The 15,660-nt window shown below is 43.8% G+C and carries 16 protein-coding genes and 1 riboswitch; of the genes, 6 read left to right on the top strand and 10 right to left on the bottom strand.

Annotated elements, in window-relative coordinates:
* Window positions 1–60: 60 nt before the first annotated feature.
* The 3 genes from B9Y67_RS01520 to B9Y67_RS01510 form a co-directional block, all read right to left on the bottom strand.
* Window positions 61–270: a zinc ribbon domain-containing protein gene (locus B9Y67_RS01520; RefSeq protein ID WP_085505032.1), complete on the bottom strand. Its 210-nt coding sequence runs from the start codon at window positions 268–270 to the stop codon at window positions 61–63.
* 380 nt (window positions 271–650) lie between these two features.
* On the bottom strand, window positions 651–2,105 hold the full coding sequence (locus tag B9Y67_RS01515) for an aldehyde dehydrogenase family protein (protein WP_085505107.1): 1,455 nt from the start codon (window positions 2,103–2,105) through the stop codon (window positions 651–653).
* A 94-nt stretch (window positions 2,106–2,199) separates the two neighbouring features.
* A complete protein-coding gene (locus B9Y67_RS01510) occupies window positions 2,200–2,646 on the bottom strand; it encodes a GNAT family N-acetyltransferase (protein WP_085505031.1) in 447 nt (148 codons plus the stop codon).
* 145 nt (window positions 2,647–2,791) lie between these two features.
* Here B9Y67_RS01510 and B9Y67_RS01505 point away from each other — a divergent pair, with 145 nt between their 5' ends.
* Window positions 2,792–4,177 (top strand): DUF2254 domain-containing protein, encoded by a 1,386-nt coding sequence (locus B9Y67_RS01505; RefSeq protein ID WP_139823695.1) that lies wholly within the window; start codon window positions 2,792–2,794, stop codon window positions 4,175–4,177.
* Here B9Y67_RS01505 and B9Y67_RS01500 read toward each other — a convergent pair.
* Entirely contained in the window at window positions 4,174–4,443 is a 270-nt protein-coding gene (locus B9Y67_RS01500; protein WP_254901669.1) for a hypothetical protein, read from the bottom strand. The two genes, B9Y67_RS01505 and B9Y67_RS01500, sit on opposite strands and share 4 nt — an antisense overlap.
* A 195-nt stretch (window positions 4,444–4,638) precedes the next feature.
* Between B9Y67_RS01500 and B9Y67_RS01495 the strand changes: the two genes are divergently transcribed.
* Together B9Y67_RS01495 and B9Y67_RS01490 are read left to right on the top strand one after the other, a co-directional pair.
* The gene (locus tag B9Y67_RS01495) at window positions 4,639–5,553 is read left to right on the top strand and encodes a cation diffusion facilitator family transporter (protein ID WP_085505029.1); all 915 of its coding nucleotides are present in this window, start codon (window positions 4,639–4,641) and stop codon (window positions 5,551–5,553) included.
* Window positions 5,546–5,854, top strand: a complete 309-nt coding sequence (locus tag B9Y67_RS01490) for an ArsR/SmtB family transcription factor (protein WP_139823694.1) — start codon at window positions 5,546–5,548, stop codon at window positions 5,852–5,854. Before B9Y67_RS01495 ends, B9Y67_RS01490 begins: the two co-directional genes overlap by 8 nt.
* A 112-nt stretch (window positions 5,855–5,966) precedes the next feature.
* Here the strand turns inward: B9Y67_RS01490 and B9Y67_RS01485 are convergent, their stop codons facing one another.
* Together B9Y67_RS01485 and B9Y67_RS01480 are read right to left on the bottom strand one after the other, a co-directional pair.
* Window positions 5,967–6,389 carry a pyridoxamine 5'-phosphate oxidase family protein gene (locus B9Y67_RS01485; RefSeq protein WP_085505027.1) on the bottom strand — a complete coding sequence of 141 codons (423 nt, stop codon included), beginning with the start codon at window positions 6,387–6,389 and terminating at the stop codon, window positions 5,967–5,969.
* Window positions 6,390–6,454: 65 nt separating this feature from the next.
* Entirely contained in the window at window positions 6,455–7,138 is a 684-nt protein-coding gene (locus B9Y67_RS01480) for a class I SAM-dependent methyltransferase (protein ID WP_085505026.1), read from the bottom strand.
* A gap of 149 nt (window positions 7,139–7,287) precedes the next feature.
* Window positions 7,288–7,466, top strand: a riboswitch (cobalamin riboswitch).
* A 133-nt stretch (window positions 7,467–7,599) separates the two neighbouring features.
* Here B9Y67_RS01480 and B9Y67_RS01475 point away from each other — a divergent pair.
* The 3 genes from B9Y67_RS01475 to B9Y67_RS01465 all read left to right on the top strand — a co-directional run bounded on the left by B9Y67_RS01475 (window position 7,600) and on the right by B9Y67_RS01465 (window position 11,388).
* Window positions 7,600–9,819, top strand: a complete 2,220-nt coding sequence (locus B9Y67_RS01475; RefSeq protein WP_085505025.1) for a ribonucleoside-diphosphate reductase subunit alpha — start codon at window positions 7,600–7,602, stop codon at window positions 9,817–9,819.
* Between the two features lie 12 nt (window positions 9,820–9,831).
* Window positions 9,832–10,866, top strand: a complete 1,035-nt coding sequence (locus B9Y67_RS01470) for a ribonucleotide-diphosphate reductase subunit beta (protein ID WP_085505024.1) — start codon at window positions 9,832–9,834, stop codon at window positions 10,864–10,866.
* A gap of 423 nt (window positions 10,867–11,289) precedes the next feature.
* Complete coding sequence (locus B9Y67_RS01465) at window positions 11,290–11,388, top strand: putative holin-like toxin (RefSeq protein ID WP_143030722.1); 99 nt, start codon at window positions 11,290–11,292, stop codon at window positions 11,386–11,388.
* Window positions 11,389–11,735: 347 nt separating this feature from the next.
* On the opposite strand, the gene B9Y67_RS01460 is transcribed toward B9Y67_RS01465, so the two are convergent.
* The 4 genes from B9Y67_RS01460 to hppD all read right to left on the bottom strand — a co-directional run bounded on the left by B9Y67_RS01460 (window position 11,736) and on the right by hppD (window position 15,651).
* Window positions 11,736–12,839, bottom strand: a complete 1,104-nt coding sequence (locus tag B9Y67_RS01460) for a homogentisate 1,2-dioxygenase (protein ID WP_176223888.1) — start codon at window positions 12,837–12,839, stop codon at window positions 11,736–11,738.
* Between the two features lie 66 nt (window positions 12,840–12,905).
* Window positions 12,906–13,823, bottom strand: a complete 918-nt coding sequence (locus B9Y67_RS01455) for a fumarylacetoacetate hydrolase family protein (protein ID WP_085505022.1) — start codon at window positions 13,821–13,823, stop codon at window positions 12,906–12,908.
* Window positions 13,820–14,449 (bottom strand): flavin reductase family protein, encoded by a 630-nt coding sequence (locus B9Y67_RS01450; RefSeq protein WP_085505021.1) that lies wholly within the window; start codon window positions 14,447–14,449, stop codon window positions 13,820–13,822. The genes B9Y67_RS01455 and B9Y67_RS01450 overlap by 4 nt, the downstream gene beginning before the upstream one ends.
* 80 nt (window positions 14,450–14,529) lie before the next feature.
* Window positions 14,530–15,651, bottom strand: coding sequence for a 4-hydroxyphenylpyruvate dioxygenase (gene hppD, locus B9Y67_RS01445; RefSeq protein WP_085505020.1), 1,122 nt, complete (start codon window positions 15,649–15,651; stop codon window positions 14,530–14,532).
* Between the last annotated feature and the right edge of the window lie 9 nt (window positions 15,652–15,660).

Genomic DNA, 15,660 nt, shown 5'->3' with positions numbered 1-15,660 from the left:
ATGCAAAAGGAAAACTCCGAGCATAAAAAAACCGGCATATGAGCCGGCCTGAACGATTACCTATCCACCAAAAAAGAAATCTATAATATTTCCCGCAGCAGATGCTTTCTTATTATAAAACTCAGAGTAGCCACAGTTTTTGCAGTAAACAACTGTGAATTTATTGTGCTGAAGATCCATCATTTTCGATAACCCTGACCCTGTCATTGCTACATCTTTCGTAGCCGCGTCCGTACTTCCGCATTTGATACAGCCTTCACCTGTTTTCATTATGAATTCCTCCTCGAAAATCATACTGTTATGTCATACGATTCAGAGAAAGAAAAGTTTCATTCAATTAAAGGCCCGAAAAGTCGAAGACTTGATTTCGAGATGATTGTGAGAGTTTAGGGGCGTTGGGGAAGGATTCGCTTTCCGCGGGGAAGACGGTGAGACTCCAGTGGGATGAACATGAGCGGTGAGATCCCGCAAGGCGAAGCCTGAGGAAGCTCACCACATGCCCACGGAAAGCGATCCGTTTTCCCAGCCACCATAATTACTACCTAACGTCTCGAAACTGAGCCTTCAAGTAAAGAGAACTTTTCTGTAAAATCAACATGGTGATTTTACATAGCCATTAAAAAAGGAGGGGTTGTCCCCTCCTTTACTAATTAAAATGGAAATTGCCGGTATTCATTTTGAACACTGATCCATTTTTCCGTGGTGAACTTATCGATTGCCCATTGGCCATTGAAGCGTCCGACACCGGAATTTTTTTCGCCACCGAACGCCACGTGAGCCTCATCATTTACGGATTGATCATTAACATGAATCATGCCTGTTTCAATCTGATCAGCGATCTGTACGCCGCGATGGCGGTCCTCTGTAAATACCGATCCACTAAGACCATAAGGTGTTCCATTGGCCATCCGGACTGCCTGCTCTTCATCCTTCACCTGAATGATTGGCATGACTGGCCCGAAGATTTCATTGCTTGCAATCGGCATATCATTCGTAACATCTGTTAAGACAATCGGATCCATCAGGTTACCTTTAACATCTCCATCGACCAATTTCCTGGCTCCTTGCTGGACACTTTCTTCCATATCCTTTTGGATGCGTTCTACCTGGTCCCTGTTGATTAATGGGCCGATAACAGTATCCTCCTCAGAAGGATCACCAGCCTTCAAGCTTTCTACTTTCTCCTTGAATGCTTTGACGAATTTATCATGGACTTGTTCATGGACGATGACGCGGTTGATGGCCATGCAGATTTGTCCTTGATGCAAGTACTTACCGAATGCCGCTGCTTCTACAGCTTTATCGATATCAGCATCTTCCAGTACAATCATGACGTTGTTACCGCCAAGTTCGAGCGTCGTTTCTTTTATATGCTTTCCTGCCAGTTCCCCGATATGGCTTCCTACCTCGGTAGACCCGGTAAACGAGAACACTTTTGGAATCGGATGCGTCAAGAAATCATCACCGATCTCAGATCCTCGGCCTACAACCACATTTAATACGCCAGCCGGAAATCCTGCTTCTTCAAATAAATCAGCGATCAGAAGGCCGGCTGTCACAGGTGCATCCGATGCCGGCTTGACCACCACAGAATTACCGGTGGCTATCGCAGGAGCTATCGAGCGCAGGGCCAAATGGAATGGGAAGTTCCATGGTCCGATGACTCCGACCACTCCTTTCGGTTTACGGTAGACACGGTTTTCCTTGCCAGGTGTATTGGAAGGTAAGATGGTCCCTGTCATCCGTGTCGGGAAGGACACAGACTCCTTCACGATTCCTCTGGCTGCCTGAAATTCAATTTCAGACTTGATTCTCGTACTGCCTGATTCCTTGATCAGCCAGTCGATAATTTCTTCTTTTCGGTTGTCCATCACCTGGACGAGTTTTTCAAAATAAGCTTGCTTTTCTGCGGGGAGCAGTTTCTCCCATTCTTTTTGTGCCTGCTTTGCACCTTTATAGGCTTTATCTAAATCCGCAGCATTGGCAGAAGGAATGACACCGATCACTTCTTCTGTATAAGGGTTTATATTTTCTACCTTTTTCTCACTTGAGCCTTCAATCCATTCTCCGTTGATATATTGCTTTGTAAAGTTTTCTTGGCTCATGATTGGATACCTCCAGTTTTTATAATACATTCCTATTTTCCACCTTGAAACAGTTTTCAAACAAATGGAATGCTCAAAGAAGATATCTGCAGGGTCAATCAAGCTTCAAAAGCATGTCAACATGAGGAATACCATCATCCATATAGACCTCGGCTATTTCTTCAAAACCAAAGGAGCCGTAGAAATGACGAAGATGCTCTTGTCCCTGCAGAAATATTTCTGTTGCGTTTCCTTGTGTCTGGATTACCTCAATTGCTTTATCCATCAGCTGGCGAGCATATCCTTGACTGCGGTATGACGGGTTAACAACCACCCGGCCAATGGAGATATACGGATATTTATCACCAGCGGGAACAAGACGGCAATAAGCAACGATATCGTTATTACTTTCCAGCCATAGATGTGTGGAAGATTCATCATGGCCATCTAATTCCGGATAAGCACATTCCTGCTCTACTACAAAAACCTCTACTCGCAATTGAAGGATCTGGTATAACTTCTGATTAGATAATTGTTGAAACGATTGCTGATTCCACTCCATAGTGCTCACTCCTAACGTATTACTGAATAATAAGAATGCGGTTATCAGAAACTAGAAAACAATGCCATTTATTAGTTTCAGCGTTTTATTGGAAGGGAATTTCTTTATTGTTAAATTTTTATAATGCCAAAGGGAGGGTAAACCTTTGTTTAGTAAGCTATTACCATTAGATTTACAGAAGTACTTACAAATGTCCCCGCAGCAGCGGCGGCATGAATTGCAGAAAACATTATGGTTCATGCCAATTATTTACGTTGTTTCTTCACTCCTGCTCGTAGCAGTGACGCTCATATTGGAGCATCAATTAAATCTGGCACACTACGTCCACCCCGTTTTCCATGCCAGAGCACAGGCAACCCAAACCCTGTTGGGAGCTCTTATCGGGGGTATTCTTACTTTAAGTGCCTTCACGTTGAACTCTGTGCTGGTTGTGCTAACCACTTTCAGCGGCCAGTTTTCTCCCCGTATGCTGTTGAACTTTGTCGCTGATAAAAAAACACAGCATGTGCTGGGTATATTCCACGGCAGCTTTGTCTACGTGCTAGTTGTATTCCTGTTCGTCACCGGCCAGCAAAATGAATTTTATGTAGCTATTCCAAGCACCACTGTAGTGCTTGCATTTATCACTGTGATGGTCTTCATATTCTTTATCAACCATGCCACCACCTGGATGCAGGTGCATAATATTACCTGGACAATGAATAATGAATCAAAAGAAATCATTAAAGACTCTCTCCGTAATGAACTGGAGGAATACCGGACAAATGAACCCGGGAATATATATGAAGATTATAGAAGTCAGGAAGTCATTGTGACGTCTCCTAAACCGGGGTATATCCAGCTGATTCATTTCAAAGAAATTATCGAACAGGCGAAAAGAGATAACATTATTGTGAAATTACATGTGAAAGTCGGTGATTTTACTATCCGGCATAATCGCCTTTTTTCTTATTGGGGACCAGGCAAAGACAAAATCGATGAAGAAGTGTACAGAAGTTTAATCGAAATCGGTCATAAAGAAACAGAAATTCAGGATATCAAGATGGGTATGACCAAACTTGCTGAAGTTGGTGTGAAAGGCCTCGGGAATAATGACCCCAAAACAGCCATCAACACGATTCATCAAATGGCAGACCTGCTAGTATCGGTAGAAGGCTACATCACTTTTTCTCCTTATTTGGCGGATGAAGTTAAACAAGTAAGGATCATCATGGATTCGGAAGATTTCAATTATTATCTTTACCGCGGGTTTGGTTATATTCGGCATTATGCCGATAAAAACTATCCGATCATAACTGAAATCATTGTAGCGTTGACTTTGGTTTCGCAATCGATAGACGCCTCTAAGCATGACCAGTTATGGCATTTCGCCAGTAACACGGTTGACCATATCAGTTCCCAATTCATTTATGATATGGACCGGAAATATTTATTGGATAAATTATATGATCTTGCTTTGATGACTAACCACGAGATGGATTATTATGGCGTGGAGCGCCGGCTGCTAAATATAAATCCAACAGACTCTTAACACCCAATAACTTTTTTACAGGCAACGATAAACTGATCAGGGGGAGTGGCTATTCTATAAGTAAACACTCCCTGATTGGTGTGTAAATATAACAACCCCACCTCTTCCCTTACAGGACGGTAAGAGATATCAAATACATTTTCCAAAGCAAATCGGTAATCCCGGGATTTGATTTCTGTATCGGTCAAAATCAGCTGGTGATGTGTATCTACATAACGCTGTCCATCGAGATCAACTTTCCGCACGGTATCAATATAGGGCTGCACAGCTATCAATGGTCCACCTCCAAAAATATTCACAGTTTTGTATATTGTAGCGCATTTTTCGATTATTATCAGGCTTACTGTTTTCAACTTAAAAAACAGTGATAACCTGGTTGACATTCTTCATCATGTTACATAGCATAATATATATGAACATATAATCATATAAACACATAAGGAAAGAAATGAGGGAGAAAAATGTCCCATCACCATCATCATCACGACCACACAACAGGAAATATTAAAATTGCTTTCTTTTTAAATTTCACTTTTACTATCATTGAAATCATTGGCGGAATTTTGACAAATAGTATGGCTATTTTATCTGATGCTTTACATGATTTAGGAGATTCATTATCCCTGGGTCTTGCCTGGTTTTTGCAGAAATACTCCAAGAAAGGAAAAACAAAAGACTTTTCTTTCGGGTATAAACGCTTTTCCCTGCTGGCTGCATTGATCAATAGTATCGTGTTGATCGTCGGGTCGGTCTTCATTTTAACGGAAGCTGTGCCTCGGTTGTTGAATCCGGAACAGCCCGATGCCGGCGGGATGATCATCCTGGCTATATTAGGGATCATCGTCAATGGCGCTGCAGTTTTTCGTCTTCGGGGCGGAGAATCGATGAATTCCAAAGTAATGACCTGGCACTTGCTTGAAGATGTATTAGGCTGGGCAGCTGTTTTAGCCGTCAGTATCGTCATGTACTTTCTTGATGCGCCGATTCTTGATCCTATTGCCTCCATTGGTATCACTGTGTTCATACTTTATAACGTAGTCAAAAACTTGTTCAAAACCATGAAACTATTTTTAGAAGGGGTCCCAGAAAATATTGATTATGAGGATATCATAAATAGAATGAACCGGTTGCCGAACGTCCAGTCGACTCACCACACCCATTTGTGGTCTCTGGATGGGGAACATCACGCGTTCTCGACCCATATTGTAGTATCTGAACATGCTACCAAGGATCAAGTTTGCACCATAAAAGAACAAGTAAAGGAAATACTAGAACCTATCCACCTTGATCATATTACGGTAGAAATTGAATATGAAGATGAGCATTGCTCCGTAATGGGGCATGACGAAGAGGAAGGGGGACTGCAGCATGGATGATTCCCGTTATACGGACCTTGATGAAGAAACATTATTTCTTGTTTCGCAAACATTCAAGGCGCTTGCCGATCCTACCAGAATCAGAATTTTAAACTTATTATTCAACCGGGAATACAGTGTCAATGAAATAGCGGAACAGCTTCACTTGCGTCAATCGACTGTTTCCCATCAGCTGCGTTTCTTGAAAAACCTGCGGCTTGTGAAATTCAGACGTGAAGGAACTTCCATCTATTATTCCCATGATGATGAGCATGTATTGAATGTGCTCCACGAAACCATCCAGCACGCCTTGCACCATTAGAAAAATTTGGATTATCGGCAAGTATTTATGTCGAACGCCTCCGTTTCATTTAACCCTCTTATAAAGCATTAGAAAACCGCGCCTTGGCAATATGCCTCGGCGCGGTTTTGTTTTACAGCTCTAACGTTTGAGGAGTAGTATCTCCTTTATTCATCAGTCTGATCTGCTCTGGAGTTATTTTAAGAATGATATAATTCGGGTCATCCGGCCCTTGGAACCAGTTTTCCATATATTCGTTCCAATGCTGTTTTTTCAGACTTTCATCCTCTTTGATTTCTGCCTTCCCTTCTATTTCAAGGTAGGCATCACCAAAGCCTTCTCCTTCATAACCAATCAGAATATGGACGTAAGGATTCTCGTCGATTTCTTCTGCCTTGTGCGTATCCTTACTTGTTGGTGTATACAATATCAGCTCTTCATTAAAAAAAGTCATATAGCGGGAGTGCGGCCGATTATTTTTGACCGAAGCAAGGGTACCGACTTTATTATTCTCAAGTACCTGCAATACTTTATCTTTCAGTTCTTGTTTATTCATCTGTGAAATAACACCTTCCTTTTTTTACATAGCTTTCCTTAAGGAAAAGAAAGTTAAACACAGAATTATTTTTCCAGCATGAATACCCACATGAAAGTAAGCGCCTGCTGTAGATCTTCCGAGAGATTTTTCAGTTGTATATCTGTGACTCCACGCTTATAGACGCCGTGGCCGTCCAGTACCTTTAACCCCATTTCCTGGGCCATCGCCTCGAATTCCCACGGCATCATCGTGTTACATATGACATCTTCCCCGTATAAACGGCGATAACTATTTTTACGAGGGGCAGCGGTAGGTCCTAGTACCCCAATACACATTTTCCCACCAGGCCGCAAGATACGCTTCATTTCTTTCAGGGCATCTGCCGGCACTTCTGTCCATTCCAGACAATTGATGGCCATGATGGCATCATAGCTTTCATCTTCCACATCCAGTCCAGCCAAATCTCCCTGTCTGAACGTTAATTCTTCCCCCTCCAACTGGCGTTTCGCCCGCTCAATCATTTCCGGTGAGATATCAATGCCAGTCACCTTGTAGCCTGCTTCATGCAATTTGCAGGACCCATAGCCATCCCCGCAGCCGATATCCGCAATGGAGGATTCGGGTTTGATATGCTTCTGCAGAAAAGGAATGATTGTCTTACGGCTTCCTTCTTCCCACATCGTTTTACTGTTTTCATTCCAAAAGTCTGCCCGGACGTCCCACTGCCGCTCGACTTCTTTATGCCATTCAAAATTATTATTTTTCATCACAATTATCCTCCTGTCTACACGCCTCTTCATAGTTTTCGACTGTCTATCCAAAATTCCTTTTTTAGAAAAGTTGTTGCAACATCCTTTTTCCTTCGTTATCATTGAAACACAAGATAAGCCAACAAAACTACAACAAAACACAATATATTGTATTAGCGAATAGCGGATGCCACAAGGCTTAATAGGGAATCTGGTGCAAATCCAGAACTGCCCCCGCAACTGTAAGTGCTGACGAAACGGATTTCCACTGTGCATGATGAGCATGGGAAGGACCGGAATAGAACGAAGCACAAGTCAGGAGACCTGTCACTATTCGCAGGAAGTTTCTACTTCTTCGGGGATTGAGAAGATGAAACGATGGAATAAGACAGCCTTCTTCTCTGTACGGCCTCATTATTCCATGGTTTCATCCGCTCAAATCGAGCGGGTTTTTTTATTCTTTTTAAAGGAGTGGAACCATGGAAGCAACTTTTACCCATAAAGAAACCAACTGGACGGACTGGCTGAATAAAGTCAGTCACCGCTTTCCCCATTTAGACCTGAATCAACTGAAAGACACCCAACCCAATACATCAAATGGTCAGGAACAAACCCAACAGCTGATTTTAGCATGCCTGGCTTTGATTGACGAAGAAGCACCGGATTGGACTTATGTTGCTGCAGAATTACAGCTGGAACAAATGTACGAAGAAAGTTGTACCAATCGCACTCATTCTCGCCCTTACCAGGGATTTCGTCACATGATCAGTCATCTGATAGACGAAGGAATCTATCATTCTGACTTATTAACCGCTTATACCGTAGCAGAAATGGAAGAACTGGAGGCTGCCATATGCCCTGATCGGGATAAGCTGTTTACCTATATTGGATTAAAAACCCTCCATGACCGCTACCTGGCTAAAGACAAACAAGGCAGATTATACGAACTGCCTCAGGAACGATTCATGATCATTGCCATGACCTTGATGGAAAAGGAACCAAAAACGAAACGCATCAGCCTGATCAAAGAAGCCTATTGGGCCCTCAGCAACTTGTATATGACCGTCGCGACTCCAACCCTGGCTAATGCGGGAAAAAGTTATGGTCAGCTGAGCTCGTGCTTTATCGATACGATTGATGACAGCTTACAATCTATCTTTGATAGTAACACAGATATTGCCAACTTAAGTAAACATGGTGGCGGCATCGGCGTCTACCTTGGGAAAATCAGAAGCCGTGGAAGTGATATTAAAGGCTTTAAAGGAGTCTCATCCGGCGTCCTTCCCTGGATGAAACAATTGAATAATACGGCAGTGAGCGTCGATCAGCTCGGTCAGCGCCAGGGAGCAATAGCTGTCTATCTCGACGTATGGCACAAAGACATCCTTTCCTTTTTAGACGCACGCCTGAATAACGGTGACGAACGGCAGCGCACCCACGATTTATTTTCCGGCGTTTGTATACCGGATGTTTTTATGGAAGCGGTTGAAGCAAGGGATGACTGGTATTTATTCGACCCACACGAGGTCAGACGGGTCATGGGCTTTTCCCTGGAGGATCTTTATGATGAAGAAAAGGGAGCCGGCTCCTTCAGGGAAAAATACCAGGCATGCATCGACCACCCAGACTTATCCAAGCAGTCCATCCCGGCAATCGAAATCATGAAAAAAATTATGGTCAGCCAATTAGAGACTGGTACACCCTATATGTTTTACCGTGATGAAGTCAACCGGATGAACCCGAATCGTCATGAAGGCATGGTCTACTGCAGCAACCTCTGTACGGAAATAACCCAAAATCAGTCTCCTACGATAGAAGAAGAGCATTATGTGAAGGATGGGAAGCTGCATATCGTTCGGGAGCCTGGGGATTTTGTTGTTTGTAATCTATCAAGCATCAACCTTGGAAAAGCAGTGCCAGCCAATGTATTGGAGCGGTTAATATCTATCCAGGTCCGGATGCTTGATAATGTGATCGATCAAAATACAATCCCGGTCATGCAGGCGCAATTGACGAACCAAAAGTATCGCGGTATCGGGTTAGGCACCTTTGGCTGGGCTCACCTGCTTGCTCGTAAGCATATCAAATGGGAATCAGAAGAAGCTGTCCAGTATACGCATAAAGTTTATGAAGAAATCGCCTACCATACGATTCAGGCCAGTATGGAATTGGCTAAGGAAAAAGGCGCCTACCCCTCATTCCAGGGATCGGATTGGGAAACCGGCGAATTTTTCGCGAAACGTAATTTAAACCGAAACGATAGCTGGGACAACCTTGCAGGTGAAGTTTCAGAAAACGGGGTACGAAACGGCTATATGATGGCGGTAGCACCGAATTCCAGTACATCCTTGATTGCCGGAAGTACTGCTAGTATCGATCCGATATTCAAAAAGTTTTATTCGGAAGAGAAAAAGGACTTCAAAATCCCGGTCACAGCTCCGGATTTATCACCAGAAACCTACTGGTATTACAAGGCTGGGCATGAAATCGACCAGCACACCAGTATCGAGCAGAACAGCGCCAGACAAAGGTATATCGATCAATCAATCTCGTTCAATTTTTATGTGAAAAATACTATCAAAGCGAAAGAACTGCTCGATTTACATGTACATGCGTGGAAAAGCGGCTTGAAAACCACTTATTACACCCGTTCCACTTCGAGCCAGGATAATTTTGAATGTGACAGCTGTTCATCTTAAGGAGGAATATTCATGAAGTTACAGGAAAGAAAATTGGTGGACCACGAAGCGCCTAATGCATCTACCGGGATTATTAACGGGAATAGCTCCAATGTGCTGAACTGGGATGATGTACGTTTTCCCTGGGCGTACCCGATGTATAAGAATATGCTGGCGAACTTCTGGATACCCAATGAAATCAACATGAGCAACGACATCAAACAATGGTACACACTGTCAGACCAGGAACAGGACACTTTCAAGAAAATTATCGGTCTGCTCGCTTTCCTTGATTCCATTCAAACGGACTACTCCAGTAAAATAGCAGATTATTTAACTGATTCGAGCCTCGCTGCCTTGATGCAGGTGCTTTCGTTCCAGGAAGTGGTCCATAATCAGTCTTACTCTTATGTCCTGTCTTCCCTCGTCGATCAGCGCGAACAGGAAACGATATTCGAGTACTGGAAGCATGATGAAGTATTGAAAGAACGGAATGAATTTATTACAAGAGGATACGAGTCATTCGCAGAAAATCCGTCACCAGAAACTTTCTTAGAGTCCATCGTTTATGATGTCGTCCTGGAAGGCCTGTTCTTTTACGCAGGGTTCTCCTTCTTTTATAACCTGGCCCGAAACGGCAAAATGGTTTCGACCAGTACGATGATTAACTATATCAACCGGGACGAACAGCTTCATGTCACGCTGTTCGCAAATATTTTTAAGGAAACATTGAAAGAAAACCCAGAGCTTGATGCTTCTCATTATCGTGGATTTGTGGAGAAGACATTCCGTGAAGCGGCGGAGCTTGAAATTAAATGGGGACGTTATATTATTGGCGACAACTTCCCTGGCATCACGATGCCGGAGTTAGAAGACTATATTAAATTCATCGCTAATAAACGGAGTCGCCAAATGGGGGCCGGCAAACCTTTCGAAGGCTATGATAAGAATCCGTTGAAATGGATTCGTGCCTACCAGGAAGTCGATGAAGGGAAATCTGATTTTTTCGAACAGAAATCCAGGCAGTATACGAAAGTGTCCGAGGATAATGGGTTTGATGAACTCTAGACATATTAAATTATGAAGATGCCTCCGCTAATATTGCAGTAGCGGAGGCTTTTTTTCACAAATGTGCAGATGTCTCATATACGCAATTTATTTCTCATAAAGCGTTGGGGTGTCTCATTTATTTTGAAATTTGTCTATTATAATTCCGATAGTGTCTCTCTTATTTTCTTTTTTGTCTCATATACTTAGGATGCTATCTCATATACAGCTCTATTGTCTCATTTAATAGGCTTATCTAAGCTGATTTCGCTTCATCCCGGCATTAAAAAAAGCATACTTTTATCCTATCTCTCACAACGTTCTCCCTATTTGCAGAACGTTTGTTCCCCTTTTGTGAAAAATATGGTATCCTTGTAAATAGATATCGATCTTGTAGGGAGAGGTCGGCTAGCCCCATGTCCGAGGAAGAAGGGGGTGATGCCTATGATGGGTACGTATGAAGTCCTGATGGTGATGCTTGCGTTCGGCACCTTTATTCTTACGTTGCTCGCCCTGGTCATCAAACTGACCAATAAAAAATAGACCTCCCTATTAACCCTGGACAAGTTGATTGGGAGAGGTCTATTCCTGACGGCCGATCCCCTGGGGGAATCGATATCCTAGAGACCGCAGCGCCAACTGCGGTCTTCTTACCTTATGTCTTTATCACTTTAATGATACCACAAAATCTCAAAAATAGTATAATGAATCCCATTTTATTAGTGAAAATTTTAACAAACCTCGATTACTTACGTCTGAAAGCAAATGATTTCCAGGAACACCAATGGATCATAACCACAATGGAAACAATTTTCTCAAAAATGAGTCTTCAAGTACGGATATTTTTTAAAAAACGAAGCTGCCTGTAAGCAGCTTCGTTCATAAGCCTTTTATTCCACCCATGTATACATATAGTTTGAGTCCTCATAATCCTTCGCCTGCTTTACCACTTTGAGCGGCCGGAACGTGTCGACCATGACCGCCAGTTCCAGTGTTTCCTTTTTGCCAATACTTGCTTCTGTCGTTCCAGGATGCGGCCCATGAGGAATTCCGCTCGGATGCAGCGTTATCGAACGCTCATTAATCCCTTTCCTGCTCATGAAATTCCCTTCGACATAATAAAGCACTTCGTCACTATTCACGTTGCTGTGATAGTACGGAGCTGGAATCGACTCTGGGTGGTAGTCGAACAGACGTGGCACAAACGAACAAACGACAAAATTATGCCCCTCAAAGGTTTGATGGACCGGAGGCGGCTGATGGATTCGTCCCGTAATCGGTTCGAAGTCTTCGACATTGAACACCCATGGATAAAGATAGCCATCCCACCCGACGACATCCAGAGGATGGTGGTTAAAGATATGCTTATGAACATGGCCCCGGGATTTAGTCAGTACTTCAAATTCACCTTTGTCATCGTAGGTTTCCAACTTTTCCGGCCCGCGGATGTCCCGTTCACAAAATGGGCTGTGTTCCAGCAACTGGCCATACTCATTGCGATACCTCCTGGGCGTCGTAATCTGACTGAACGACTCTACAAAAAAGATGAGACTTTCACTCTCCGGTACCAGGCGATAAATGGTTCCAATCGGGATAACAATATAATCCCCTTTCCGGTAAGTAATCGTACCGAACATACTTTCAATCTTCCCTGCACCAGTATGAATGAATAACATTTCATCTCCGTCGCCATTGCGATAAAAAGCTTCCATCGGTTCAGTCACTTTCATGGTTCCCATCAATAAGTCTTCATTCCCGAGCGTATAATTCCGGGCATCTAACGCATTTCCACCCCTATCGGCTTCCGGCGTCTGGAAATGACGGTGCCTCAGTGCATCCTGCTCTTCAAATTCAGGCAGGTAGCTATACAACTGCTCCGCTTTTGTCACCTCGGTCGGCATGTGGTGATGATAAAGGATCGACTGTGTTCCTGAAAAGCCTTTCGTTCCCATCACTTGTTCACGAAATAATGTTCCGTCTTCTTTCTTAAACATGGTATGTCGCTTATGGGGAATCTCCCCTAAACTTCGATAAAACACCCGTCTCCCTCCTTCAACTGCTTATATAATTTTATTGGTCAGTTTTCCTAACCCTGAAATTTCAAGAGACACTTCATCCCCCGGCTCCAGCCACCGGTGTACATCTGTTCCTAACTCCAGAATGCAACCCGTACCAACTGTACCTGAACCGATCACTTCGCCAGGGTAAAGTGTGACATCTGCGGAAGCACGCTCGATCATTTCAGCAAACGAATAATGTATCGTCTCAAAATTTCCTGCCGAGAGAACCTTTCCATTTACTGCCGCTTTCATTTCCAGGTCATAACGCCCGTCTTTTTGAAAAGGAACCAGCTCATCTTTCGTGACCAGCCACGGACCAATCGAAGTAGCGAAATCTTTCCCCTTCGCAGGTCCAAGGCCGACCTTCATTTCCTGCCGTTGCAGATCGCGGGCACTCCAATCGTTCATGATGCAGTAGCCGAATATATAATCACCTGCCTCTGCAGCAGGTATATTCCGGCCTTGTTTCCCGATGACACAGGCGATTTCCAATTCATAATCCAGCCATCTACAGTTTTCCGGCCTGGCCACTTCTTCCTCCGGACCTTTGATCGCCAGGTGATTCGAAAAATAAAAAACAGGAATCTCATACCATTCGGGCACCACGTCGAGGCCGCGCTTGCCCCGCGCTGTCTTTACGTGTTCTTCAAAAGCATAGAAATCACGGACACTGACAGGCCGGGGCAAAGGTGCTAACAAATCCACCTCTTCTTTTCGATAGACTCCTGCATCATCTATATTCAAAGAATCTGCGAGTTTATCAACCAGACCGCGAGACGCTTCTTCTTTTTCAAGGAACGTCACTAAGTCTGCCGGCAATTCACCGTTTGAAGCCTCATGCATATCTACGACTACATCTTTGTCTATCCAGCCTGCAGCTATCTTTCCTTGTTTATTAATAAACGTGATATATTTCATTTTAATCCCTCAGGGCTTTTCTTCCGTTCTAACGTGAACATTTCGGCAATCGCTTTTGTATAATTCTGGCCTGCCATCCGCCCGATTGGGTTCAATTTTTCTGTATCGATACGGCCACTTTCATATAAATCGTCATTTACCTGAACCACCTTCACCTTTCCAATCACCAGGCTTCCTGCTCCTGGCTCATTGCCAAAATGAAGCAATTCATGGAGCTCGCACTCCAGGTGCACCCTGCTCTCTTTTACACGCGGGGGCTTAACCGAAGTACTAGCTGCTTTCGTTAATCCGGCAGCTTCGAATTCATCGACACCATACTGATACTCGATGGCGGTATTATTCATTTGTTCGGCAAAATCTTCGCTGACAACGTTGATGACAAATTCCTTCGTCGCTTCAATGCTCCGCAATGTATCCTTCTTCTCACCATCTGTCCCACGAAGCATAGGAGCAAAGCATATCAACATCGGATCGGCACAGATGCCGGTAAAAAAACTGAATGGGGCGAGATTCGCATTTCCTTCTGCATCCACAGTAGAAACGAAAGCAATCGGTCTGGGCAGCACGGAACCGATCAATAGTTTATATGCGTCTTTCCAGGCCAGGCTATCGGGTTTAATTTCCATGATTGATCCACCACGCTTTCTTAGTAGAAAAAGGGAGAACCGTAGTCTCCCTTGATTTTATTCTGCAGTTATAGCTTCTTTTAAAGATTTCCTCTTCGTTCCTGTTCCCGTTCGATAGATTCGAAGAGTGCCTTGAAGTTTCCTTCCCCGAACCCGCGGGCCCCTTTACGCTGGATGATTTCAATGAACATTGTAGGACGGTCAACGATCGGCTTTGTGAAAATCTGTAATAGATAGCCTTCATCATCCCGGTCTACGAGAATCTTCAACTCTCTTAATTTGTCGATTTCTTCATCTATTTCCCCGACTCGGTCGGACAGTTCATCGTAATAGGCATCTGGTGTATTAAGGAATTCCACACCGTTTGCACGAAGCTTGGTTACAGTATCGACGATATCTCCGGTAATTAAGGCAATGTGCTGCACCCCAGGGCCATTATAGAAATCAAGATATTCTTCGATTTGAGATTTTCTCTTTCCTTCTGCTGGTTCGTTGATCGGGAATTTGATCCGCCCGCCGTTGTGCATCACTTTTGACATCAACGCGGAATATTCGGTTGTAATATCTTCATCCGAGAAGTGGCGCATTTCCTTGAAGCCCATGACTTTTTCATAATAGGACACCCATTCTTCCATCCGCTCTACATTTCCGACCACATGATCGATGGCGGCAATGCCGGCCGATTCATGAGGAATTTCGAAATCGGCTGGAAGGAACCCAGGCATGAACACGCCTTTATAATCTTTACGCTCCACCAAAGTATGGATCGTATCGCCATACGTTCCAATTACCGCTTTTTTCACTGGCCCATACTCATCATCGATCGTGAATGGCGGCGTAATTTCAATCGCACCACGAGATACCGCTTCTTTGTAAGCTTTATCGACATCATCTACCGTAAGGGCAACGTCTTTCACTCCGTCTCCGTGCTTTTTCGTGAATTCAGCAACTCTGCTGCTTTCTGTCAATGTGCCCGTTACGACAATCCTGACCTTGCGTTGCTGCAGCACATAAGATACTGTTTCACGATTTCCTGTTTCCAATCCGGAATACGCCACCGGTTCAAACCCGAATGCCGTACAGAAAAAGTGGGCTGCCTGCTTAGCATTTCCAGTATAATATTCCAGGTAATCCACTTCTTTGACCGGGAAAAAATCCTCAACCGCTTCCGGCGCCTGTTTTTGTGTAACTTGTTCTTTCATACGTAATCC

This window comes from Thalassobacillus devorans, assembly GCF_900176565.1.
Classification (GTDB): domain Bacteria; phylum Bacillota; class Bacilli; order Bacillales; family Halobacillaceae; genus Thalassobacillus; species Thalassobacillus devorans_A.
Note: the sequence above shows the minus strand (reverse complement) of the source record. Positions and strands in the feature narration are given on the sequence as shown.

Bases quoted from the DNA above. Each gene is read 5' to 3' on its own strand.
- B9Y67_RS01465 (WP_143030722.1), top strand. From the start codon at position 11,290: ATGATGGGTACGTATGAAGTCCTGATGGTGATGCTTGCGTTCGGCACC.
- B9Y67_RS01475 (WP_085505025.1), top strand. From the start codon at position 7,600: ATGGAAGCAACTTTTACCCATAAAGAAACCAACTGGACGGACTGGCTG.
- B9Y67_RS01520 (WP_085505032.1), bottom strand. From the start codon at position 270: ATGAAAACAGGTGAAGGCTGTATCAAATGCGGAAGTACGGACGCGGCT.
- B9Y67_RS01460 (WP_176223888.1), bottom strand. From the start codon at position 12,839: ATGTTTAAGAAAGAAGACGGAACATTATTTCGTGAACAAGTGATGGGA.
- B9Y67_RS01510 (WP_085505031.1), bottom strand. From the start codon at position 2,646: ATGGAGTGGAATCAGCAATCGTTTCAACAATTATCTAATCAGAAGTTA.
- B9Y67_RS01470 (WP_085505024.1), top strand. From the start codon at position 9,832: ATGAAGTTACAGGAAAGAAAATTGGTGGACCACGAAGCGCCTAATGCA.
- B9Y67_RS01455 (WP_085505022.1), bottom strand. From the start codon at position 13,823: ATGAAATATATCACGTTTATTAATAAACAAGGAAAGATAGCTGCAGGC.
- B9Y67_RS01490 (WP_139823694.1), top strand. From the start codon at position 5,546: ATGGATGATTCCCGTTATACGGACCTTGATGAAGAAACATTATTTCTT.
- B9Y67_RS01495 (WP_085505029.1), top strand. From the start codon at position 4,639: ATGTCCCATCACCATCATCATCACGACCACACAACAGGAAATATTAAA.
- B9Y67_RS01485 (WP_085505027.1), bottom strand. From the start codon at position 6,389: ATGAATAAACAAGAACTGAAAGATAAAGTATTGCAGGTACTTGAGAAT.
- B9Y67_RS01515 (WP_085505107.1), bottom strand. From the start codon at position 2,105: ATGAGCCAAGAAAACTTTACAAAGCAATATATCAACGGAGAATGGATT.
- hppD (WP_085505020.1), bottom strand. From the start codon at position 15,651: ATGAAAGAACAAGTTACACAAAAACAGGCGCCGGAAGCGGTTGAGGAT.
- B9Y67_RS01480 (WP_085505026.1), bottom strand. From the start codon at position 7,138: ATGAAAAATAATAATTTTGAATGGCATAAAGAAGTCGAGCGGCAGTGG.
- B9Y67_RS01450 (WP_085505021.1), bottom strand. From the start codon at position 14,449: ATGGAAATTAAACCCGATAGCCTGGCCTGGAAAGACGCATATAAACTA.